This window comes from Paracoccus zeaxanthinifaciens ATCC 21588, from assembly GCF_000420145.1.
GTDB classification, from domain to species: Bacteria; Pseudomonadota; Alphaproteobacteria; order Rhodobacterales; family Rhodobacteraceae; genus Paracoccus; species Paracoccus zeaxanthinifaciens.
This window is the reverse complement of sequence record NZ_ATUJ01000006.1, coordinates 48,667-69,913: the sequence shown is the minus strand read 5'-3', so window position 1 is coordinate 69,913 and position 21,247 is coordinate 48,667. Positions and strand designations below refer to the sequence as shown.

20 protein-coding genes and 1 tRNA gene are annotated in these 21,247 nt (G+C 68.1%); 9 read left to right on the top strand and 12 right to left on the bottom strand.

Translation table 11 applies throughout. The features are described 5' to 3' along the window. Window positions 1-69: 69 nt before the first annotated feature. Window positions 70-699: a J domain-containing protein gene (locus tag F804_RS0107790; protein WP_022707190.1), complete on the top strand. Its 630-nt coding sequence runs from the start codon at window positions 70-72 to the stop codon at window positions 697-699. Here F804_RS0107790 and lnt read toward each other — a convergent pair. Both lnt and F804_RS15985 read right to left on the bottom strand, forming a co-directional pair. After that, complete coding sequence (lnt, locus tag F804_RS0107785; protein WP_022707189.1) at window positions 686-2,230, bottom strand: apolipoprotein N-acyltransferase; 1,545 nt, start codon at window positions 2,228-2,230, stop codon at window positions 686-688. The genes F804_RS0107790 and lnt overlap by 14 nt on opposite strands. A gap of 7 nt (window positions 2,231-2,237) precedes the next feature. Beyond that, entirely contained in the window at window positions 2,238-4,343 is a 2,106-nt protein-coding gene (locus F804_RS15985) for a DEAD/DEAH box helicase (RefSeq protein WP_022707188.1), read from the bottom strand. 279 nt (window positions 4,344-4,622) lie between these two features. On the opposite strand from F804_RS15985, the gene F804_RS15980 reads away from it, so the two are divergent. The 8 genes from F804_RS15980 to F804_RS0107740 all read left to right on the top strand — a co-directional run bounded on the left by F804_RS15980 (window position 4,623) and on the right by F804_RS0107740 (window position 13,510). Next, a complete protein-coding gene (locus F804_RS15980; protein WP_022707187.1) occupies window positions 4,623-6,623 on the top strand; it encodes a cation:proton antiporter in 2,001 nt (666 codons plus the stop codon). Between the two features lie 70 nt (window positions 6,624-6,693). After that, the gene (argS, locus tag F804_RS0107770; RefSeq protein WP_022707186.1) at window positions 6,694-8,436 is read left to right on the top strand and encodes an arginine--tRNA ligase; all 1,743 of its coding nucleotides are present in this window, start codon (window positions 6,694-6,696) and stop codon (window positions 8,434-8,436) included. Between the two features lie 79 nt (window positions 8,437-8,515). Continuing rightward, entirely contained in the window at window positions 8,516-9,649 is a 1,134-nt protein-coding gene (locus F804_RS0107765) for an SPOR domain-containing protein (protein ID WP_245540333.1), read from the top strand. A gap of 4 nt (window positions 9,650-9,653) precedes the next feature. Beyond that, window positions 9,654-10,640 carry a beta-N-acetylhexosaminidase gene (nagZ, locus tag F804_RS0107760; protein WP_022707184.1) on the top strand — a complete coding sequence of 329 codons (987 nt, stop codon included), beginning with the start codon at window positions 9,654-9,656 and terminating at the stop codon, window positions 10,638-10,640. Between the two features lie 58 nt (window positions 10,641-10,698). Further along, complete coding sequence (locus F804_RS0107755; RefSeq protein WP_022707183.1) at window positions 10,699-11,523, top strand: segregation and condensation protein A; 825 nt, start codon at window positions 10,699-10,701, stop codon at window positions 11,521-11,523. Further along, the gene (gene scpB / locus F804_RS0107750; protein ID WP_022707182.1) at window positions 11,507-12,166 is read left to right on the top strand and encodes an SMC-Scp complex subunit ScpB; all 660 of its coding nucleotides are present in this window, start codon (window positions 11,507-11,509) and stop codon (window positions 12,164-12,166) included. Before F804_RS0107755 ends, scpB begins: the two co-directional genes overlap by 17 nt. Before the next feature lie 18 nt (window positions 12,167-12,184). Then, complete coding sequence (locus F804_RS15975; protein WP_156845220.1) at window positions 12,185-12,367, top strand: hypothetical protein; 183 nt, start codon at window positions 12,185-12,187, stop codon at window positions 12,365-12,367. Window positions 12,368-12,406: 39 nt separating this feature from the next. Then, a complete protein-coding gene (locus tag F804_RS0107740; RefSeq protein WP_028725763.1) occupies window positions 12,407-13,510 on the top strand; it encodes a THUMP domain-containing class I SAM-dependent RNA methyltransferase in 1,104 nt (367 codons plus the stop codon). Here F804_RS0107740 and F804_RS0107735 read toward each other — a convergent pair. From F804_RS0107735 to rpmF, 10 genes are all read right to left on the bottom strand, one after another. Continuing rightward, window positions 13,507-14,577, bottom strand: a complete 1,071-nt coding sequence (locus F804_RS0107735; RefSeq protein ID WP_022707179.1) for a 2'-deoxycytidine 5'-triphosphate deaminase — start codon at window positions 14,575-14,577, stop codon at window positions 13,507-13,509. The genes F804_RS0107740 and F804_RS0107735 overlap by 4 nt on opposite strands. A 66-nt stretch (window positions 14,578-14,643) precedes the next feature. After that, window positions 14,644-14,721 (bottom strand) — tRNA-Pro (locus F804_RS0107730). A 79-nt stretch (window positions 14,722-14,800) separates the two neighbouring features. Then, window positions 14,801-15,268: a MerR family transcriptional regulator gene (locus tag F804_RS16920; protein ID WP_022707178.1), complete on the bottom strand. Its 468-nt coding sequence runs from the start codon at window positions 15,266-15,268 to the stop codon at window positions 14,801-14,803. A 15-nt stretch (window positions 15,269-15,283) separates the two neighbouring features. Then, window positions 15,284-15,586: an integration host factor subunit alpha gene (gene ihfA, locus F804_RS0107720; RefSeq protein WP_022707177.1), complete on the bottom strand. Its 303-nt coding sequence runs from the start codon at window positions 15,584-15,586 to the stop codon at window positions 15,284-15,286. Between the two features lie 110 nt (window positions 15,587-15,696). Beyond that, window positions 15,697-16,782, bottom strand: coding sequence for a TRAP transporter substrate-binding protein DctP (gene dctP / locus F804_RS0107715; protein ID WP_022707176.1), 1,086 nt, complete (start codon window positions 16,780-16,782; stop codon window positions 15,697-15,699). Between the two features lie 25 nt (window positions 16,783-16,807). Next, complete coding sequence (locus F804_RS0107710) at window positions 16,808-18,130, bottom strand: TRAP transporter large permease (RefSeq protein ID WP_028725762.1); 1,323 nt, start codon at window positions 18,128-18,130, stop codon at window positions 16,808-16,810. Then, a complete protein-coding gene (locus F804_RS0107705; protein WP_022707174.1) occupies window positions 18,120-18,641 on the bottom strand; it encodes a TRAP transporter small permease subunit in 522 nt (173 codons plus the stop codon). Before F804_RS0107705 ends, F804_RS0107710 begins: the two co-directional genes overlap by 11 nt. 131 nt (window positions 18,642-18,772) lie before the next feature. Beyond that, window positions 18,773-19,744: a beta-ketoacyl-ACP synthase III gene (locus F804_RS0107700; RefSeq protein WP_028725761.1), complete on the bottom strand. Its 972-nt coding sequence runs from the start codon at window positions 19,742-19,744 to the stop codon at window positions 18,773-18,775. After that, on the bottom strand, window positions 19,744-20,841 hold the full coding sequence (gene plsX, locus F804_RS0107695; protein ID WP_022707172.1) for a phosphate acyltransferase PlsX: 1,098 nt from the start codon (window positions 20,839-20,841) through the stop codon (window positions 19,744-19,746). The genes F804_RS0107700 and plsX overlap by 1 nt, the downstream gene beginning before the upstream one ends. Window positions 20,842-20,863: 22 nt before the next feature. Further along, on the bottom strand, window positions 20,864-21,070 hold the full coding sequence (gene rpmF / locus F804_RS0107690) for a 50S ribosomal protein L32 (RefSeq protein ID WP_022707171.1): 207 nt from the start codon (window positions 21,068-21,070) through the stop codon (window positions 20,864-20,866). Window positions 21,071-21,247: the final 177 nt, after the last annotated feature.

Here is a 21,247-nt window from a genome sequence, read left to right as displayed (position 1 = left end):
CCGTCAAGACCTTTCATGTCCCGTCAAAAAGCCTACACTGCCGCCTCCGAGTCGCAGAGGTGCCCGAGAATGAGCAAGAACGACCCCTTCGGTTTCGACATTTCCGCCGCCAAGGACAAGAAGCGCAAGACCAAAGGGCGGCGCGGCATGTCGGGGGCGTTCGAAACCTCCACCCGCATGTGCGAGAAGGAGGGCTGCAACGAGCCCGGCCAGTATCGCGCGCCCAAGAACCCCCGGAACCTCGACGACTATTTCTGGTTCTGCAAGGACCATGTCCGCGAATACAACGCGAACTGGAACTATTTCCAGGGCCAGTCCGAGGAAGAGTTCCAGGAATTCATCGACAACGCGACCGTCTGGGAACGTCCGACCAAGCCCTTCTCGAAATCTACCGAGGAGCAGAAATGGGCGCGTCACGGCATCAGCGACCCGCACGAGATCCTGGGCGCGAACGGCACCGCCCCCGAGGCCCGCGCCAAGGTCGCCGCGCGCAAGCTGCCGCCCACGGAACGCAAGGCGCTGGAGATCCTGGAAGCCAAGGACACCTGGACCCGCCCCGAGATCCGCAAGCAGTACAAGTCGCTGGTCAAGGATCTGCATCCCGACATGAACGGCGGCGACCGCTCCGACGAGGAACGCCTGTCCGAGGTCGTCTGGGCCTGGGATCAGATCAAGGAAAGCCGCTTCATCCGCGACTGATGCGGCGCCTGCGCAGGGCGGTCGTTCCCATGACCGCCACCAGCAGCAGGACCAGCGGCAGGTTGCCCATGCGCAGCCACGTGGTTTCGGGCAATGCGCCGGGCAGGGCCGCGTCCATCGCGCCGGCCTCGTTCAGGGGCAGGCTGTCGCGGACCCGGCCGCGCGCGTCGATCACCGCGCTGACGCCGGTATTGGCGGACCTGACCAGCGGCAGCCCGGTCTCGATCGCGCGCAGCCTTGCCTGGGCCAAGTGCTGATACGGCCCCGAGACCTTGCCGAACCACGCGTCGTTCGTGACCTGCAGCAGCCAGCCCGGGCGTTCCGGCAATCCGCGCAGATGCTGCGGAAAGATCGCCTCGTAGCAGATCAGCGGCTGGAAATCGGGAATGCCCGGGATGCCGATCACCTGCGGGCCGGGGCCTGCGGAATATCCGTTGCCGTGCTGGGCCGCGAAGGCGGTGATCCCGATCCGCGCAAGGGCATCGCCCCAGGGCATGTATTCGCCGAAGGGCACGAGGTGGAACTTGTCATAGATCTGCCCGACCGCGCCGCCATCGCCGATCACCGCAAGGCTGTTCATCCACCGCGCCCCGTCGCGACGCTGGATGCCCATGACCAGGGGCGCCCCCGCCGCCTGCGACATGGCGGGCAGCACGGGTGTGGCATCCTCCAGCAGGAAGTTCACGGCGGTTTCCGGCCAGATCACCAGGTCGCGCCTGCCGGGGGTTGCGGACAGGTCCAACAGGCGGTCGAAGAAGACCTGCGACCATTCGGGGTCCCATTTCAGCGCCTGCGTGGCGTTCGGCTGGACGATGCGCAGCACCAGGTCGCGGTCCTGCGGCAGGGGCGCTGCCAGCCGCGAGAGGCCCGCGGCCCATGCACCACCCAGCACCGCGATTGCCGCGATCGCGCCGGGCAGGACGGATGGGCGACCGGGCCGCCACAGGGCCACGGGCAGCGCGGCCATCAGCAGGGTCAGCGCTGACAGGCCCGTCGCGCCGACATGCGCGGCCATCTGCGCCACGGGCGTGTCGATCCAGACCTGCCCGACCTGCGCCCATGGAAAACCGGTGAAGATCCAGCCGCGCAGCCAGTCCGACAGCGCCAGCGCGGCGGCGATGCCGATTGCGCGCGCCCGCCACCCGCCCGCGATCCGCGCGGCCAGCAGGCCGGGAACGGCCCAGAACAGGGCGCCGCCCGCAGCCATCAGGACGACCGCGAAGGGGGCCATCCAGCCATAGATCTCGGGTTCGACAAGGAAGGGCTCGGCGATCCAGAACATCGCCAGCGCAAACCATCCGAGGCCCGCGGCAAAGCCGTGCCAGAAGCCCGCAGCCGGGCGGGCACGCGCCATGCGCCAGATCAGCATCGCCAGCGCGACAGGGGTCGCGGCCCAGATGCCGAAGGGCGCAAGCCCGAGCGCGGCGACCGCGCCCAGGCCCAGATCGGGAAGAAGCCTCCGCAGGGGCGGCCTGCCGCGCCGTGTCAGGCGGGGCGGGCGCAACCCGATGCGGGGGCGATCGGCGGGCATCGTGGCCTCAGGCCTCGGTGCTGTCCTGAGCCGTGCTTTCGGGCGCGGGGCTTTCCGGCGCGGGGATTTCGGGCTCGGCCTTCTTTGCGCGCGAACGACGCTTGGGCTTCGGAGCCTCTTCGGTGGCTTCGGCCTCGGGCGCTGCCTCGGCGGTGTCGGCCTTCTTTGCGCGCGAACGACGCTTGGGCTTCGGGGCCTCTTCGGTGGCTTCGGCCTCGGGCGCTGCCTCGGCGGTCTCGGCCTTCTTCGCGCGCGAGCGGCGCTTGGGCTTCGGAGCCTCTTCGGTGGCTTCGGCCTCGGGCGCTGCCTCGGCGGTTTCGGCCTTCTTTGCGCGCGAGCGGCGCTTGGGCTTCGGAGCCTCCTCGGTCGTCACGGCTTCCTCGGCCGGTGCCTCGGGTGAGGTGGCTTCGGGTTCGGCAGCTGCCGGTGCGGGCGCTTCGACGGCTTCGGCTGCTGCCTGTTCGACAGGGGCCTCGGCGGGGGCTTCGGCAGGCGTGTCGGCTGCCTTGTCGTCGGGTTTGCGGCGGCTGCGGCTGCGGCTGCGCTTGGGCTTCGGGGCCTCGGCCTCGGGGGCTGGTGCGGCTTCGACGGTCTCGGCCTCGGAATCGTCATCCGGGGTGATGCCGGCCTTCGGCCACAGATCGACCAGCATGAACTGCGGGACGTGATCGCCCATGCCCTTCACGGGCGCACCGCGATCGCGGCCACCGTCGCGCCCACCGTCACGGCGGTTGCCGCCGCGGCGATCGTCGCGACGTTCCTCGCGGCGCTCGTTCGACTGCCTGGGCTGCTCCTCGGCCTGCTTGGCCTCGGGCTGGCGGGTCTCCGACTGCCGGGATTCGGGCTGCCGGCCCTCGGACTGGTCGTCCTTGCGGCGGCGGCTGCGGGTGCGGGTGCCGCCCGACTTGCGCTCTTCGCGGTCATCGGATTTCGGTGCCCGCGACGGGGCGGTCGAGGCCTGGAAGCCTTCGGGAATGTCGGCGCGGGGCAGGGTCATCTTCACCAGCGATTCAATGGCGGTCAGGTATTTCTCGTCCGAGGGCGTGGCGATGCTGTAGGCGGTGCCCAGACGACCGGCGCGACCCGTGCGGCCGATGCGGTGGACGTAATCCTCGGCATGGCTGGGCAGGTCGTAGTTGAAGACGTGGCTGACGGCGGGGATGTCGAGGCCGCGTGCGGCCACATCGGATGCGACCAGCAGGCGCAGCCCGCCGTCGCGGAAGGATTCCAGCGTGCGGGTCCGCTGGCTCTGGTCCAGGTCGCCATGGATCGGCGCGGCGTCATAGCCGTGCTTCTTGAGCGATTTCGCGACGATGTCCACGTCGGTCTTGCGGTTGCAGAAGATGATCGCGTTGGTCAGCTTCTCGCCCTCGGCATCGACCAGGGCGCGCAGCAGGTCGCGCTTCTGCTTGGCGACCAGGTCGCGGCGCGGGGGCGCCAGCTCGACCAGGCGCTGCGTGATCGTCTCGCTCGTGGTGGCCTGGCGGGCGATCTCGATGCGTTCGGGCGCGTGCAGGAAGGTGTTGGTGATGCGCTCGATCTCGGGGGCCATGGTGGCGCTGAAGAACAGCGTCTGGCGCGTGAAGGGCGTCAGCTGGAAGATGCGCTCGATATCGGGGATGAAGCCCATGTCCAGCATGCGGTCGGCCTCGTCCACGACCATGACCTTGACGTCGGTCAGGATCAGCTTGCCGCGTTCGAAATGGTCCAGCAGGCGGCCCGGCGTCGCGATCAGAACGTCAACGCCGCGGTCGATCAGCTTGTCCTGTTCGCCGAAGCTGACGCCGCCGATCAGCAGCGCCTTGGTCAGCTTGGTGTGCTTGGCATAGACGTCGAAATTCTCGGCCACCTGGGCGGCCAGTTCGCGCGTCGGGCACAGCACCAGGCTGCGCGGCATGCGCGCACGCGCCCGGCCACGGCCCAGCAGCGTGATCATCGGCAGGGTGAAGCTGGCGGTCTTGCCGGTCCCCGTCTGCGCGATCCCCAGCACGTCGCGGCCTTCCAGCGCGGGCGGGATGGCACCGGCCTGGATCGGCGTCGGCTGCTCATAGCCTGCCTCGGCGATGGCCTTCAGAACCTTGGGGTCGAGCTTGAGATCGGTGAACTTGGTCATTCAGGGCTTTCCACTGGGCCGCACCCGAAGGCGCGTCGCGTTCCATGTCGCGGCGCCGATCCGTTCAAGGCGCCGATCTGATGGGACGCAATTCCGCACGCCCCGCCGTACTGCCTGTCGGATACAGGCCCGCACGCCCTAGAACAATGTGTCCCAAAGGTCAATCTTTTGCGCCCGCGGCCGATCATCCCTCGCACAGGCAGGGGAACCCGACACGATGGTGGTGGTTCCACGACGCGGCTTCGATATGATGGTCCGCAAACCATGGGGATGAATTCAATGGCAACCGAGATCACCGGCGGGCTCAGCCCGATGCAGGCCTTCGCCATCGTCGGCGCGGCGGGCGTGGGCGCGCAGTGGCTGGCATGGCGGTTCCGGATGCCCGCCATCGTGCTGATGCTGGCGGCGGGCCTGCTGCTGGGGCCGGTCACGGGCATCTTCGTGCCCGAACGCGACATCGGCGACCTGGTGCAGCCGATGATCGCGCTGGCCGTCGCGGTGATCCTGTTCGAGGGGGGGCTGACGCTCAGCTTCAAGCAGCTGGCGGATGCGCGGCCCGCGGTCAGGCGGCTGGTCTATGTGGGCGCGCCGCTTGGCTGGCTGATGTCGGCGCTGGCGCTGAAATACGGCGCGGGGCTCAGCTGGGCCAGCGCGGTGGTCTTCGGGGGCATCATGATCGTCACGGGCCCCACCGTGATCGCGCCGCTGCTGCGCCAGGCCAAGCTGATATCCCGCCCCGCGCAGGTCCTGCAATGGGAGGCCATCGTCAACGACCCCCTGGGCGCGCTGGCCGCGGTCCTGGCGCTCGAGGTGGTCCTGGTCCTGAACACCGGCCTCGGCTGGGGCGATGCGGTGCTGCAGCTGGCCCTCGGGATCGGTTTCGCGACGGTCGTCGGCGGCGCGGCGGGCTGGTTCGTGGCGCGCGCCTTCCGGCTGGGCTGGGTGCCCGAATACATGAAGGTGCCGCTGCTCTTCGTGCTGGTCATCATCGTCTTCGCGGTCTCGGACGCGCTGCTGCACGAATCCGGCCTGCTGGCGGTGACGGTGATGGGCCTGGTGATCGCCAACAGCAACCTGCCCAGCTATCACGAGCTGCACCGCTTCAAGGAACACGCCACGATCCTGCTGGTCAGCGGCGTCTTCATCCTGCTGGCCGCGGGCATCCAGTTCGAGGACATGGCCCTGCTGGGATGGCGCGCCGCGCTGTTCCTTGCGCTGGTCGTGCTGGTGGCGCGTCCGCTGACGGTGCTGGTGTCGCTGATCGGGACGAACCTGCCGCGCAACGAACGGCTGCTGGTCGCGCTGACCGGGCCGCGCGGGGTGGTGCTGGTCTCGGTCGCGGGGATCTTCGGTGAACGGCTGGTCGCGGCGGGCTTCGAGGATGCGGCCCAGATCGCGCCGCTGGCCTTCCTGCTGGTCCTTGCGACCGTCATCCTGCACGGCTTCGCGCTGAAACCGCTGGCCGCGCGGCTGGGGCTGACCTCGGGGGACAAGCCGGGGCTGATGGTGGTGGGCGGTTCGCTGTTCGCCACCGGCCTTGCCAAGGCGCTGGAGAAGGCCGGGGTGAACGTGCTGGTCACCGACACGAACCGCGACCACCTGCGCACCGCCCGCGCCGCCGGGGTCCACACCTTCTATGGCGACATCCTGGGCGAGGCGGCGGAACACAATGTCGAGTTCATCGCCTATTCCGCGATCCTCGCGGCATCCGACAACGACGCCTACAACACGCTGGTGGCGACCGACCTTGCCCCCGAATACGGGCGCGAGGCGATCTGGCAGCTGGCCCGCCACAAGGAGGATCGCGCCCGCCACGCCCTGCCGAACCAGCTGGGCGGCCAGACGATCATGGGCAACCGGACGCTGGCGCAGTACCTGGACCTGCTGGCCGAGGGCTGGATCTTCCGCACCACCCGCCTGACCGAGGAATACACGCTGGACCATTGGCGCGAGGCCCGCCCCGAGGCCGTTCCGCTGGTCGTCGTCCAGGGATCCGAGATGTGGTTCATCCACGAGGATGCCGACCTGGTGGGCAAGCCCGACACGCATATCGTGTCCATGCTGCCGCGCGAAACCGCCGAGCGTCTTGCCGCCGAAGCCGAATCCGCCCCCGGCGACGGTGGCCGCGCCGTCGCCCGCGCCGAGGCCGAGGCCGTCCGGCGGGGCGAGGGCAACGGATCGGTCCCCGGCGGCCAGCCCCGCCGCACCGAGATCGAGGAGGTGGCCGAGACCGCCAAGGACGATCCCGGCCTGATCGAAAGCAGCGGGGACGACCGGTGAGGCGGGTGCGGGCTGTTGACCTTCGGGCGCGGCAGGGGCTAATCCGCGTGGGTCAATCAGGAAGCCTACCATGAACCTCTTCACCGATCTCCGCGACCGCGTCATCCAGGCGCTGGACCAGATGGCCGAGGCCGGCGAGCTGCCGCAGGGCCTGGACCATGCCAATGTCACGGTCGAACCGCCCCGCGATCCCGCCCATGGCGACATGGCGACCAATGCCGCGATGGTGCTGGCCAAGCCCGCCGGGCTGAAGCCCCGCGACATCGCCGAACGTCTGGCCGCGCGGCTGACCGACGACCGCATCACCTCGGCCGAGGTGGCGGGACCGGGCTTCCTGAACCTGCGCCTGTCGCCCGCCGTCTGGCAGGGCATCGTGCGCGACGCGCTGGTCGCGGGCGCCGATTACGGGCGCTCGACCATCGGTGCCGAGCAGAAGGTCAATGTCGAGTTCGTCAGCGCGAACCCGACCGGCCCGATGCATGTGGGCCATGTCCGCGGCGCGGTCTTCGGCGATGCGCTGGCGAACCTGCTGGACTTCTCGGGGCATGACGTCACGCGCGAATACTACATCAACGACGGCGGCGCGCAGGTCGACGTGCTGGCACGCTCGGCATACGAACGTTACCGCGAGGCGAACGGGCTGGAGCCCGAGATCCGCGAGGGGCTCTATCCCGGCGACTACCTGATCCCGGTGGGCGAGGCGCTGAAGGCGAAATACGGCGACAGCCTGCTGGACCGCCCCGAATCCGAATGGCTGGCCGAGATCCGCGACTTCGCGACCGAGGCCATGATGGAGGTGATCCGCGAGGACCTCGACGCCCTGGGCGTCCGCATGGATGTCTACAGCAGCGAGAAGGCGCTTTACGGTTCGGGCCGGATCGAGGCCGCGATCGAGCGGCTGCGCGGCATGGACCTGATCTATCGCGGCGTGCTGGAACCGCCCAAGGGCAAGCTGCCCGAGGATTGGGAGGAACGCGAGCAGCTGCTGTTCCGGTCGTCCGCGCATGGCGACGACGTGGACCGCCCGATCCAGAAATCGGACGGGGCCTGGACCTATTTCGCGCCCGACATCGCCTATCACTGGGACAAGATCGACCGCGGCTTCGACCAGCTGATCGACGTGTTCGGCGCCGATCACGGCGGCTATGTCAAGCGCATGAACGCGGCGGTCAAGGCGCTGTCGAACGGTCGCGTGCCGCTGGACATCAAGCTGATCCAGCTGGTCAAGCTGTTCAAGAACGGCGAGCCGTTCAAGATGTCCAAGCGCGCCGGCACCTTCGTCACCCTGCGCGACGTGGTCGAGGAGGCGGGCGCCGACGTGACCCGCTTCATCATGCTGACCCGCAAGAACGACGCGGCGCTGGATTTCGACTTCGCCAAGGTGCTGGAGCAGTCCAAGGACAACCCCGTCTGGTACGTGCAATACGCCAATGCGCGCGTGAACTCGGTCCTGCGCCGCGCGGCCGAGGCAGGGATCGACGCATCCGATGCGGCGCTGACGGCCGCCGACCTGTCCGTCCTGTCGCATCCGGCCGAGCTGGACCTTGCCCGCAAGATCGCCGAATGGCCGCGCCTGGTGGAACATGCCGCCCGCGCGCACGAGCCGCATCGCATCGCGTTCTTCCTCTATGAGATCGCGTCGGAGTTGCATTCGCTGTGGAATCGCGGCAATGACGATCTGTCATTGCGCTTTCTGCAAGAAGGCGACGCGGCCACGAGCCAGGGAAAAATTGCACTGGCACGGGCCGTCGGCGTTGTGATTTCGGGCGGTCTCGCTATTCTTGGCGTCAGACCGGCGGAAGAAATGCGCTGACCAACAGCCTCCGCCGCCGGCCATACCAAGGCAGTCAACGAAACCCGGGCAAACCGGCAGGCAGGCAGACATGGCAGTGATGGATTTCCGCGAAGGCGGCTATGTGTTCTCGCGCCACAAGGTGAAGCGCGAATTCTCCTACGACCAGGCGAACTGGCGCGGCGATGAGGCCGGAACCGATGCGGAATATCCCGCAGGCACTGGTTCCGACGGCATCGGCGCGCGGGTCGCGCGGCTAACGCATTACGTCGGTGCGCTGGCCTCGGTCGGGTTGATGATCGGGCTTCTGGCCTGGGGGTGGGAACTGGTTTCGCGCGACGTTTCGGGCGTTCCGGTCATCCGCGCGATCCAGGGCGAGGCGCGGACCACGCCGGAAAATCCGGGCGGTCAGCTGACGAATCACACCGGTCTGGCCGTGAACACGGTCGCCGCCGGCGAACAGGCCGGTGCGACCTCGCAGGTCGCGATCGCGCCCGCCGCCACCGAACTGGCCGAGGATGATGTTGCCATGGGGCAACTGGGTGCCACGGCCCGCGAGCCCGCAAACCCGTCCGAGACGCAGCTGAACTTCGACGGTGAACCCGTCGTGCCGCTGTCGGATGCCGAGGCACGCGCCCTGGCCGAGGCCGAGGCCGCCCAGGCATCGGAACGCGCCCTGGCCGACCAGGCCGTGAACGAGGCCGCGATCATCGACGCCCCCGCATCCGAGGGTCCGGTCACCGCCGTCGTCACCGACGAGACCGGCGCCCCCGCGCAGGCCACCGCCATCACCGAGGCCCTTGCCCAGGCGCAGGCCGAGGCCAGCCCCGGCGTCCTCGTGGCCTCGACCCGCCCGGCACCCCGTCCGCGCACCACGCGCGTGGCGTCAGCCCCCGCCGCGACCCGCACCGATGCGGCACCCGCAGCCGCCGCGGCGGCACCAGCCGAACGTCCCGCGCCCGAACCCGCGCCCGTCGCTGCCAGCACGGCCAGCGGTCCGGTGGTCCAGGTCGGCGCCTTCGACAGCAACGCCATCGCGCAGGGCGAATGGCAGCGCCTTGCGGGCCGCAACTCGGGGCTGTTCTCGGGGAAATCGCCGGTGATCCAGCAGCACCAGTCGAACGGGCGCACCTTCTGGCGCCTGCGCGTTGCGGGCTTCGGGTCGCTGTCGCAGGCACGCGAGTTTTGCTCGGCGCTGAAATCGTCGGGAACCGACTGCCTGGCGCTGAACTGAGCCGATGACCAGCGCGACGATCCTGGGCGGCATCGCCGGAACGGTCCTGACCGCCGACGAGGCCGCCTTCTTCCGCGAGGCCGATCCTTGGGGCTTCATCCTGTTCGGCAGGAATGTCGAAAGCCCCGATCAGCTGCGCCGCCTGACCGATGACCTGCGCGAGGCGGTCGGTCGCGATGCGCTGATCACGGTCGACCAGGAAGGCGGGCGCGTGCAGCGCCTGCGCGCGCCGCATTGGCGCGACTGGCCCGCGCCGCTGTCGCAGGCCGATGCCGGTCCGCGCGCGATGTGGCTGCGATATCACCTGATCGGCCAGGAACTGCGCGCGGTCGGGATCGATTCGAACTGTGCGCCGACGCTGGACGTGGCGCAGGACGCGACCCATCCCTTCCTGCGGGACCGCTGCCTCGGGACCGACCCGGCGCGGATCGCCCAGCTGGGCCGGGCCGCCGCACAGGGGATGCTGGATGCGGGCGTGCTGCCCGTGGTCAAGCACATGCCGGGCCATGGCCGCGCGCAGGCCGACAGCCATCACGATCTGCCCGTGGTGGATGCCGATGCGGGCGACCTGTCGGCGCTGGATTTCGCGCCCTTCCGCGCGCTGGCGGACCTGCCTTTGGGCATGACCGCGCATATCCGCTTTACTGCGCTGGACGACCGGCCTGCCACGGCCTCGGCTGCGGTGATCGACGCGATCCGCCGCGATATCGGCTTCGACGGGTTGCTGATGACCGACGACATCACGATGAACGCCTTGCCCGGCAGCCATGCCGACCGTGCCCGCGCCTCGGTCCAGGCGGGCTGCGACGTGGTGCTGCACTGCAACGGCGACATCGCCCAGATGCGCCCCGTGGTCGAGGCCGCGGGCGCGATGGGCCCCGATGCGCTGCGCCGCGCCGATGCCGCGCTGGCCCTGCGCCATCCGCCGCAGGCCGCCGATCAGGCTGCCCTGCTGGCCGAATGGCAGGACCTGACCCGCGCCATCGCTTGACAGACAGGGCAGGGGGCGGGACGCTTCGGTCCTTGCCCCGCCCGCCAAGGATACCCCTTTGCCCCGACCCCACGCCCCCCATCTGCGGCCCGTTCCGGACCCCGATCACGACGCCGATGCCGTCGCGCAGCGCCGCGCGGACGAGGCGCTGATCGTCGATGTCGAGGGTTACGAGGGGCCGCTGGACCTGCTTCTGACCATGGCGCGGACACAGAAGGTCGATCTGCTGAAGATCAGCGTCCTGGAACTGGCCGAGCAGTACCTGGTCTTCGTCGAGAAGGCGCGCGCCCTGCGGATCGAGCTGGCCGCCGACTACCTGGTGATGGCGGCCTGGCTGGCCTTCCTGAAGTCGCGCCTGCTGCTGCCGCCCGACCCCGAGGCCGAGGGCCCATCGGCCGAGGACATGGCCGAGCATCTGGCCTTCCAGCTGGAGCGGCTGTCCGCCATGCGCCAGGCCGCCGAACGGCTGATGGGCCGCGACCGGCTGGGGCAGACCCGCTTTGCCCGCGGGGCGCCGGAAACGGTGACGCGGGCGCGGCGGACCGAATGGCAGGCCGGGCTGATCGACCTGATGCGCGCCTATGCCCGGCTGAAGACCAAGGACGAGTTCCGCCCCTTCGCCTTCGACCGTACCGACGTCTTCACCATGGAACAGGCGCTGGACCGGCTGCGGCGCATGATCGGCTTTGCGGGGCAGTGGACGGACCTGTCGGTCTTCCTGCCCGAGGGCTGGTCGTCCGAGCCTGCGCGCCGGCGCAGCGCGACCGCCGCGACCTTCGCGGCCTCGCTGGAACTTGCGCGGCAGGGCAGGCTGGAGATACGCCAGTCCGACACGTTCGCGCCCATCTCCTATCGCGAAAGAAGCAATGACGACCGCGCCTGACACCGCCGATTTCCCGCCCCCGCCCATGGCCGAACAGGAACGCATGGTCGAGGCGATTCTGTTCGCGGCACCCGCGCCCGTGTCGATGCGCGAACTGGCCGCGCGGATGCCGCAGGGCTGCGACCCGGCCGAGGCGGTGCGCGCATTGCGGGCATCCTATGCGGGGCGCGGGGTGGTGCTGGAACGGATCGGCGACGGCTATGCCTTCCGCACCGCGCCCGACCTGTCCTTCCTCATGCAGACCGAGACCGTCGAGGCCCGCCGCCTGTCGCGCGCCGCGATCGAGACGCTGGCCATCATCGCCTATCACCAGCCCGTCACCCGCGCCGAGATCGAGGAGATCCGCGGTGTCGCCGTCAATCGCGGCACGCTGGACCAGCTGATCGAGATGGAGTGGGTCCGCATGGGTCGCCGTCGCCAGACCCCGGGCCGCCCCGCGACCTTCGTGGTGACCGAAGGCTTCCTCGATCATTTCGGGCTGGAATCGGCGCGCGATCTGCCGGGGCTGTCGGAACTGCGCGCGGCAGGGCTGCTGGAATCGCGCCCGCCCTCGGACGGATTGGCCCCGCCCCTTGTGGGACGCGACGACGAGGACGATATTGAACCCGAGGGTCCCGCCGAGGATCTGTTCGAGGATGAATAGGGGAACGCGGCCATGAACATGAACCAGCTTGTCAACATGTTCACCAGGCTTGTCGCGCGGCGCGCGATGAACTGGGGGATCAACAAGGGCATGAATACGCTGTCGCGCAAGGGCGGCCAGCAGGGCGGTCCGCAGCAGGATGTCCAGACGGGCGATCTGAAGAAGCGGATGCGCAACGTGAACCGGATGACGCGACGCTGAAGGCTTTGCTTTGTCGCCGGCCCGCGCTAGGGCATGGCGATGGAGCAGAACGATCTCGAAATCTTCCTGGTGGCGACGCCGGGTCTTGAAGCACCGCTGGCCGCCGAGGCAGCGGCGCTTGGCTGGAAACCGGAACAGCAGCCGGGTGGCGTGACCATCCGCGGCGGCTGGCCCGATGTCTGGCGCGCGAATCTGTGGCTGCGCGGCGCGACCCGCGTGCTGGTGCGGATCGGCGGGTTCCGCGCGATGCACCTTGCGCAGCTGGACAAGCGCGCGCGCAAGTTCCCCTGGGCCGACATCCTGCCCCGCGACCTGCCGGTCAAGGTCGAGACCGTCTGCCGCGCCTCGCGCATCTACCATGCCGGGGCCGCCACGCAGCGGATCGAGCGTGCCATCGCCGAGACGCTGAACCTCCCGGAAGGGGGCGAGGGCGCGATCGTCGTCAAGGCACGGATCGAGGACGACCTGGTCACCTTCAGCATCGATTCGACCGGCGAGTCGCTCCACAAGCGCGGCCACAAGGAGGCCGTCGCCAAGGCCCCCATGCGCGAGACGATGGCCGCGATGTTCCTGTCGCAGATGGGCTTCGACGGCAGCCAGCCGGTGCTGGACCCGATGTGCGGGTCGGGCACCTTCGCGATCGAGGCCGCCGAGATCGCATCGGGACTGGCCCCCGGACGCAGCCGCGGCTTCGCCTTCCAGCGGCTGGCGAATTTCGACCCGGACGCATGGGCCGCGATGGCGCCGCCCGCGCCGGGCAAGGCGCCGCAGCAGTTCTTCGGCTCGGACCGCGATGCGGGCGCGATCCGCATGTCGCAGGCCAATGCCGAACGCGCGGGCGTCGCGGGGACCGCGCGGTTCCGCCAATGCGCCATCGCCGACCTGCAGCGCCCCGATTGCGCGCCGGGCATCGTGATCGTGAACCCGCCCTATGGCGCGCGGATCGGGAACAAGGGGCCGCTGTTCGGCCTGCATGCCAATATGGGCGAGGTGTTCCGCGAACGCTTCCAGGGCTGGCGCATCGGCATCGTCACCAGCGAAGGGGGCCTTGCCAAGGCCACGGGCCTGCCGTTCCAGCCGCCGGGCCCCATCGTGGCGCATGGCGGGCTGAAGATCCGCCTATGGCAGACGGGCCCGCTTTAACGGAACTGCTTGGCCAGCTTCAGGCCCTGCCCCTGATAGTTCGAGGCGATGTCCTGACCGTAGAGGCGGTCGGGACGCGCCGCCATCCGTTCATAGATCAGGCGGCCCACGACCTGCCCGTGTTCCAGAACGAAGGGCGCCTCGTGGCAGCGCACTTCCAGAACGCCGCGGGCGCCGCGACCTTGGTGGCCGATGCCGAAGCCCGGATCGAAGAAGCCCGCGTAATGGACGCGGAATTCGCCCACCATCGCCAGATAGGGGGCCATCTCGGCGGCATAATCCGCGGGAATGGCGACCGATTCGCGGCTGACGAGGATGTAGAACGCGCCGGGATCCAGGATCAGCCGCCCGTCAGACGTGCGCAGCTCGTCCCAGAAATCGCGGGCGTCATAGGCGCCGATCCGGTCCAGGTCCACCACGCCGCTGTGGGGGCGCGCGCGATAGCCCACCAGGTCCCCCGTCGCAGCCCGCAGATCGACCGAGAAGCCCAGGCCCTGGTCGATCAGCGCGGGCGTGTCGCCGGTCAGCGGCTGATCGGCATGCAGCGCTGCCAGATCGCTGTCGTCCAGCACCGCCTGTCCCTGCCGCAGGCGCAGCTGGTTCAGGCGCATCCCCGGCCTGACCAGGACCGAGAAGCTGCGCGGGCAGATCTCGGCATAGAGCGGTCCGTCATACCCCTCGGGCAGGCGGTCGAACTCGGTGCCGTCATCCGTCACGAGGCGCGTCAGCAGGTCCAGCCGCCCCGTCGAGGACTTGGCGTTGGCGACGGCCTGAACGCCCTTGGGCAGGGTGATCCGCTCCATCAGCGGCACCAGATAGACGCAGCCGCGTTCCAGCACCGCCCCGTCGCTGAGATCCATCTGGTGCATCTGGAAATCCGCCAGCCGGTCGGCGATTCGCCGATCCCGCCCCGCAAGGAAGCTGGCCCGCAGGCGATACGCCTTGTGGCCAAGCCGCAGGTCCAGCGATGCGGGCTGGATCTGTTCGGGAATGAAGGGGTGGTCCGCGGCGATGGCACCGCCATCGATCATGGCGCGGATCTGGCGGTCGGGCAGGACACCGTTCATCTGGAACTTCCTTGCAGGCGGAAACGAAAAACGCCCATCCCCGCAAAGGGATGGGCGTTTTCGGAATGGTCGGGCCGGCGAGATTCGAACTCGCGGCCTTCCGCCCCCCAGACGGACGCGCTAACCAGGCTGCGCCACGGCCCGACGCGCTCCGTATAGTGCGATCCGGCGGGGATGCACAAGACCTGCAGAGCGGAAATCTTCATGAAAACGACGAACTTGTTCAGCCGAGACGCGTCAGCGCGTCATGGGCCTGTCCCAGCAGGGGAAAAACGCCGCGACGGCGCGCATCTGCAGGGGTGATGTCGCGCAGAAGGCGGGTCAGATGCCCGAGGCGGGCAAGCCATGCGGGGGTATCGTCATGCGCGACGGGTTCCGGTGCGGGCGCTTCGGTCGCGGCGGGCGCGGGTTCGGCGATGCGGCCCAGGCCCAGCTTGCGGACGGCCTCGCCACGGTCGGCGCCGATCTGCTTCTTGGCGCCGCGAATGGTCAGCCCGTCATCGCGCAGCAGCACGCAGATGCCCGCGGCCAGCGCCACGTCCGCCGGGCGATAATAGCGCCGCCCGTCGGGGCGCTTCATCGGCTTCAACTGGGCGAATTGCGTTTCCCAATAGCGCAGGACATGGGGCGCAACGCCGATCAGGCTTGCGACCTCGCCGATCGAACGGAATGCCTCTGCGCCTTTCTGCATCGGGGCTTGCGGTTCCTATCGCTTGTTGCCGGCGGCAACGCGGTCCTTCATCAGATGCGAGGGCCGGAAGGACAGCACCCGCCGCGGCGTGATCGGCACCTCCTCCCCGGTCTTGGGGTTCCGGCCGATGCGTTCGTTCTTGTCGCGCACCGAGAAGGTGCCGAAGGACGAGATCTTGACCTGTTCGCCACGAACCAGTGCATCCGAGACATGGTTCAGCACGCTTTCGACAAGCTGTGCGGATTCGTGACGCGACAGGCCCACTTCGCGGAATACCGCTTCGGCAAGATCCATCCGGGTCAGCGTCTTGTCGCCCATGATCAGTCCTCTTGAATAGGGGGAAGGATGGTGCTGTTTGACCTGCCTGTCAACGAGAAGGGCGGGGAAATCGTTCCCCGCCCGATACTTGTCGCTCTATCCGAGGGCAATCAGTTTGCGCAAGCCTCGATCGCCGCAAGGTCCGGACCGTTCGGCGTGCGGCCCAGGTTGAACGGGGCCGAGGCGTCGCGCCAGCTGCCATAGTCCTGCAGGTAGGACAGTTGGCTGGCATAGACCTTGGCCGAGAGCGGGTTCTCGCAGGCGACCTCGGTGATGGTCTCGTTGGCCATCTGCTGCACCTGCTCCAGCGCGGCATCGTCCAAGCGCGTGATCTCGGTCCCGGCCTCCTGGAACTGGGCATAGGCCTCGGTGGCGCGCTTCTCGGTGAAGGCCAGCGACCACAGCAGGGTGGCATCGGCCGCGATTTCCAGCCGCTCGCGCGTCTCGTCGTCCAGCGCGTCCCATGCGGCCTTGTTGATCATCACGCCGAAGATCGAGGACGACTGGTGCCAGCCGGGCGTCGACCAGTATTTCGTGACCTGCTGGAAGCCGCCCGAGAAATCGACATTCGGCGTCGAGAATTCCGACCCGTCGATCACGCCGCGCTCCAGCGACTGATAGATCTCGCCGCCGGCCATGCTGACCTGGTTGCCGCCCAGCTTCTCCAGCAGCTTGCCCTGTTCCAGGCCCGACAGGCGCAGGCGCAGGCCCTGAAGGTCGTCCAGCGTGCGGATCGGCTTGTCGACGGTGCGGAAGCCCGACTCGTTGTTCGTCACGCCATAGGGCAGGTAGACCATGCCGAACTTGCCATAGACCTCGTTATAGAGATCCGCGCCGCCCCATTCCTGGATCCAGTTCACGTAATCGACCGCGTTGAACAGGCTGGCGGTGGTGGCCAGCGGCGAGAACGCGCTGTCGCGGCCCGCCCAGTAGCCCGGCCAGTCGGCGCCCGCCTGGATGGTGCCCGATTCGACCGCGCCGAAGACCTCGCCCGCGGGGACCAGGCTGCCGCCCTCGTAGAACTCGATCGTCAGCTTGTCGTCATCGACCAGCTTGTTGGCCAGGTCGACCCAGTGCTTGTCCAGCTCGATCAGTTCGAGGCTGGACGGCCAGGTCGTGGTCATCGTCCAGTTTTCCGACAGGGCGGGCGTGGCGGCTGCCAGCGCGATGCCCGCGGCGGTCATCAGGTGTTTCATCTTTCTCTCCTCCGTTGGTATGTCGTCAGCCGTAGATCGCGGCGGGAAGCCAGGTGACCAGGGCCGGGAACAGGATCATCAGCACGCACATCAGGATCACGAGGCCGATGAAGGGCAGGACGCCCATGATGATGTCGCCGGTGCGCACCTCGGGGGGCGCGATGGCCCGCATGTAGAACAGCGCATAGCCGAAGGGCGGCGACAGGAAGCTGGTCTGCAGCACGACGGCCATCAGGACGACGAACCACAGGGGATCGATCCCCATCTCGCCCACCAGCGGCAGGAAGATCGGGAAGGACAGCAGCACGATGCCCGTCCAGTCGAGGAACATGCCCAGGATGAACACGACCAGCAGCATCACCGCGACCAGGGTATAGGGATCCTCGGCCAGGCCGCGGATCAGGTCCTGGCTGGCGCGCAGGCCGCCCGTGATGTTGAAGACGCCCGTGAAGGCGGTCGCGCCGACCACGATGAACAGGATCATCGCGCTGGTGCGCCCGGTCTCCAGCAGGGCCGAGTAGAAGGTCGCCCATTGGAAGCGGCCGCGGAAGATCACGATCAGCAGCGCCAGGACCGCGCCGATGGCGCTGGCCTCGGTCGCGGTGGCGACGCCGGCCAGAAGCGAGCCCAGGATGCCCAGGATCAGGATCAGCGGGGGAACGGCCTCGACCAGCAGCATGCGCCACATGGCGCCGCGGCTGATGCGTTCGTCATCGGCGACCTTGGGCGCCCAGTCGGGCTTCAGCCAGGCGATGGCCGCGACATAGACCGCATACATCACCCCCAGAAGCAGCCCAGGCACCATCGCGCCCGCAAACAGCTGCCCCACCGACAGGCCCGGCGCATAGGACGCCATAAGGATCAGCATGATCGAGGGCGGGATCAAGATGCCAAGGCACCCAGACGCGCCGATCAGGCCCGTCGCCAGCCGCTTGTCGTATCCGTATTGCAGCATGGGGCGCAGCGCCATCATGCCCATCACCGTGATGGACGCGCCGATGATGCCGGTGGTGGCCGCCAGCAGGATCGAGATGAAGACCACCGCAAGGCCAAGGCCGCCGGTGACGCGGCTCATCAGGTGGCGCAGCGCCTCGAACATGCGGTCGGTCACGCCGCTGTCGGACAGGAAACGCGCCATCAGCACGAAGAGCGGAATGGCGATCAGGACGTAATTGTCCAGCACGTCCCCGAAGATGCGGTTGATGACGATGCCCAGCACCATCGGCTTGCCCGCGATGAACGCGCCCAGGACGGCGGTGCCGCCCAGCACGAAGGCCAGCGGGTGGCCCAGGAACAGGCCCAGCAGAAGCAGGCCGGACATTACCAGGGCGATGGTTTCACCGGACATCGAGCACCTCGGAATCGGGGATATGGGGCGCGCGGTTCAGGATCAGCTTCAGCACCTCGGAGACGCCCTGGATCAGCAGCAGCACCGCGGCGACGAACATCGCCATCTTCAGCGGATAGACGGGCAGCTGCACCGCGCCATAGGTCAGCTCGCCCTGGTTCCACGAGGTCATCGCGAAATCCCAGCTGCGACGGGCGAAGATCCAGGCGAAGGGGAAGAAGAAGATCACATAGCCCACGACCTCGGTCCAGCGGCGCAGGGTCGGCCCCATCCGCGAGGTCAGCAGGTCCACGCGCACATGCGACTGGTGCCGCAGCGCATAGCCGCCCAGCATGATGAAGTAGAAACCGTAGAGCTGCTTGGTCACGTCGAACGCCCACCGGGTCGGCTGACCCAGCACATAGCGCATGAAGACGTCATAGATGATGATGACGGCGAAGAGCAGCGCAACAACGGACACGACGCGCCCGACAAGCTCGTTCACGCCGTCGATCAGACGGACAATCGGCAATGTAAGGACCCTCCCCAGAGTCTGTGGCGCGATGCTGCACCTGCATTGTCTGCAGTCTTGAGGAAGGGTTCCCTTGTGTCAACCGCCCGCTGGACGGAAAATCATTCCGGGATGTGGAACGGTGCCGCGCCTTACCAGCGCAGCACGACCGAGCCCCAGCTGAGGCCGCCGCCGATGGCCTCGGTCGCGATGACCTGGCCCTGTTGCAGGCGGCCCTCGCGATCCGCGATGGACATGGCCAGCGGGATCGATGCGGCCGAGGTGTTGCCGTGATCTGCGACGGTCAGGACGACCTTCTCCATCGGCAGGCCCATCTTCTGGGCGGTCGCGGTGATGATGCGCAGGTTCGCCTGGTGCGGGATCATCCAGTCGACATCCGCATCGGTCAGGCCGGCCTTGGTCAGCGAGGTCGTCGTCGTCTTGGCCAGCTTGTCGACCGCGTGGCGGAAGACCAGGTTGCCCTGCATGCGCAGCTGACCCGCGGTGCCGGTACTGGACACGCCGCCATCGACATACAGAAGTTCGCGATAGGACCCGTCGCTGTTCAGGTCCGAAGACAGGATGCCGCGATCGTCGCTGTCGCCGCGTCCCTCCTGCGCCTCGAGGATCAGCGCGCCCGCGCCGTCGCCGAACAGCACGCAGGTCGAACGGTCCGTCCAGTCCATGATGCGGGAAAACGTCTCGGCGCCGACGACCAGCACGCGTTCGGCAAGGCCCGCGCGAATCATCGCGTCGGCATTGGCCAGCGCGAAGACGAAGCCCGCGCAGACGGCCTGCACGTCATAGGCGAAGCCGCGTTTGATCCCCAGCCCGGACTGCACCATCGTCGCCACGGCGGGGAAGGTGAAATCGGGGGTCGAGGTCGCAAGCACGATGCCGTCGATATCCTGGGCGGTCAGGCCCGCGCGTTCCAGCGCGGCCTTCGAGGCCCGGATCGCGAGGTCGCTGGTGGTCTGACCCTCGGCCGCGAAGTGGCGGCGTTCGATGCCGGACCGCGAGCGGATCCATTCATCGGTGGTGTCCAGCCGTTCCTCGAACCAGCTGTTCTCGACAACGCGTTCGGGAAGATAATGTCCGGTGCCACGGACGACTGAGCGTCGAATCACGAAGATGCTCCCGTTTCGCCGGTCCCGGTGGCCTGCGCCACACGTGCGGCGAGACGGTCCTGGAACCCGGATTTCGCCAGCGTGAATGCCAGCTTGATCGCGGCGGATACGCCCGTCGCATCGGCCGAGCCGTGCGATTTCACGACCGTGCCGTTCAGCCCCAGGAAGATGCCGCCGTTCACGCGCCGCGGGTCGATCCGCTTCTGCAGGCGCCTGAGCGAGGTCATCGCCAGAAGCGCCGCGAATTTCGACATGAGCGATTTCGCGAAGGCGTCCTTCAGGAACTCTCCCACCAGCTTGGCGGTGCCTTCGCCCGTCTTCAAGGCGATATTGCCCGTGAAGCCGTCCGTCACGATGACATCCACGCGAGACGAGGGCAGATCGCCCCCCTCGACGAAGCCGACATATTCGTAATGGGCATCGGCTGCGGCATCGCGGATCATCTCGTCCGCCTGCTTCAGCTCGGTCCGGCCCTTGTGTTCCTCGGTGCCCACGTTCAGCAGGCCGATGCGGGGCATTTCCAGCCCCAGCCCGTTGCGGGCATAGGACGTGCCCATCAGCGCGTATTGAAGAAGGTCGTGGGCATCCGCACGGATGTCGGCGCCGACATCCAGCATGATGTTGAAGCCCTGCGGATTGCGCGAAGGCCAGAGGCACGCGATCGCGGGCCTGTTCACGCCCGGCAGCTTGCGCAGGCGCAGCATCGACATCGCCATCAGCGCGCCGGTATTGCCGCAGCTGACCGCGACCATCGCCTCGCCCTCGCGGACGGATTCGAGGGTGGACCACATCGAGGTGTCCCGACCCTTGCGCACGACCTGCGAAGGCTTGTCGTCCATCGTCACGACGCCATCCGCGTGGCGGATGTCGCAGCGGCCCGCAAGCGATTTGCGCCGCCCGATCAGGCGGCGCAGCTCGGCCTCGTCGCCATGGACGATGAAGCTGATCTCGGGGTTCTTCTCGGCGCTGGCCGCCATGCCCGCGACGACTGCGGCGGGACCGCGGTCGCCACCCATCGCATCGATCGATATCACCACGCTGCCCGGCTGCTCCGGGCTGCGCGACATATTGGATGACGCGTTGTCGACGGTCATGAGGATGCGCCGCTAACCCGGATCAGGCTGCGTCGTCGTCCAGGTCGATCTCGTTCGCCTGCGCAACGACCTCGCGGTCGGCATAGTGGCCGCAGGACGGGCAGACGTGATGCGGACGCTTCAGTTCGCCGCAGTTCGAGCATTCGTTCGGGTTGCCCGCAACCAGCGAATCATGCGCACGACGCATGCCACGCTTGGACCGGGTTACGCGATTCTGAGGGACAGCCATGTCACCACCTCGGTTGTCAGGGTGCAGCGCCGCAACGCCTTCGCACCGGTAGATTTGAATTCGTAAATGAACCGCGCAGATACGCCATGACGGCCCCGCCCGCAAGCCCTCGTGGCCGGGCAGGCGTCGCATTTGCGCAAGGTTTGTCGTCGAATCCCCTCATTCCAGCTTCCGTGG

Excerpts from the sequence above, each read along its gene's own strand:
- F804_RS0107790 (WP_022707190.1), top strand. The coding sequence starts at position 70 with ATGAGCAAGAACGACCCCTTCGGTTTCGACATTTCCGCCGCCAAGGAC.
- lnt (WP_022707189.1), bottom strand. The coding sequence starts at position 2,230 with ATGCCCGCCGATCGCCCCCGCATCGGGTTGCGCCCGCCCCGCCTGACA.
- F804_RS15985 (WP_022707188.1), bottom strand. The coding sequence starts at position 4,343 with ATGACCAAGTTCACCGATCTCAAGCTCGACCCCAAGGTTCTGAAGGCC.
- F804_RS15980 (WP_022707187.1), top strand. The coding sequence starts at position 4,623 with ATGGCAACCGAGATCACCGGCGGGCTCAGCCCGATGCAGGCCTTCGCC.
- argS (WP_022707186.1), top strand. The coding sequence starts at position 6,694 with ATGAACCTCTTCACCGATCTCCGCGACCGCGTCATCCAGGCGCTGGAC.
- F804_RS0107765 (WP_245540333.1), top strand. The coding sequence starts at position 8,516 with ATGGATTTCCGCGAAGGCGGCTATGTGTTCTCGCGCCACAAGGTGAAG.
- nagZ (WP_022707184.1), top strand. The coding sequence starts at position 9,654 with ATGACCAGCGCGACGATCCTGGGCGGCATCGCCGGAACGGTCCTGACC.
- scpB (WP_022707182.1), top strand. The coding sequence starts at position 11,507 with ATGACGACCGCGCCTGACACCGCCGATTTCCCGCCCCCGCCCATGGCC.
- F804_RS15975 (WP_156845220.1), top strand. The coding sequence starts at position 12,185 with ATGAACCAGCTTGTCAACATGTTCACCAGGCTTGTCGCGCGGCGCGCG.
- F804_RS0107740 (WP_028725763.1), top strand. The coding sequence starts at position 12,407 with ATGGAGCAGAACGATCTCGAAATCTTCCTGGTGGCGACGCCGGGTCTT.
- F804_RS0107735 (WP_022707179.1), bottom strand. The coding sequence starts at position 14,577 with ATGAACGGTGTCCTGCCCGACCGCCAGATCCGCGCCATGATCGATGGC.
- F804_RS16920 (WP_022707178.1), bottom strand. The coding sequence starts at position 15,268 with ATGCAGAAAGGCGCAGAGGCATTCCGTTCGATCGGCGAGGTCGCAAGC.
- ihfA (WP_022707177.1), bottom strand. The coding sequence starts at position 15,586 with ATGGGCGACAAGACGCTGACCCGGATGGATCTTGCCGAAGCGGTATTC.
- dctP (WP_022707176.1), bottom strand. The coding sequence starts at position 16,782 with ATGAAACACCTGATGACCGCCGCGGGCATCGCGCTGGCAGCCGCCACG.
- F804_RS0107710 (WP_028725762.1), bottom strand. The coding sequence starts at position 18,130 with ATGTCCGGTGAAACCATCGCCCTGGTAATGTCCGGCCTGCTTCTGCTG.
- plsX (WP_022707172.1), bottom strand. The coding sequence starts at position 20,841 with ATGACCGTCGACAACGCGTCATCCAATATGTCGCGCAGCCCGGAGCAG.
- rpmF (WP_022707171.1), bottom strand. The coding sequence starts at position 21,070 with ATGGCTGTCCCTCAGAATCGCGTAACCCGGTCCAAGCGTGGCATGCGT.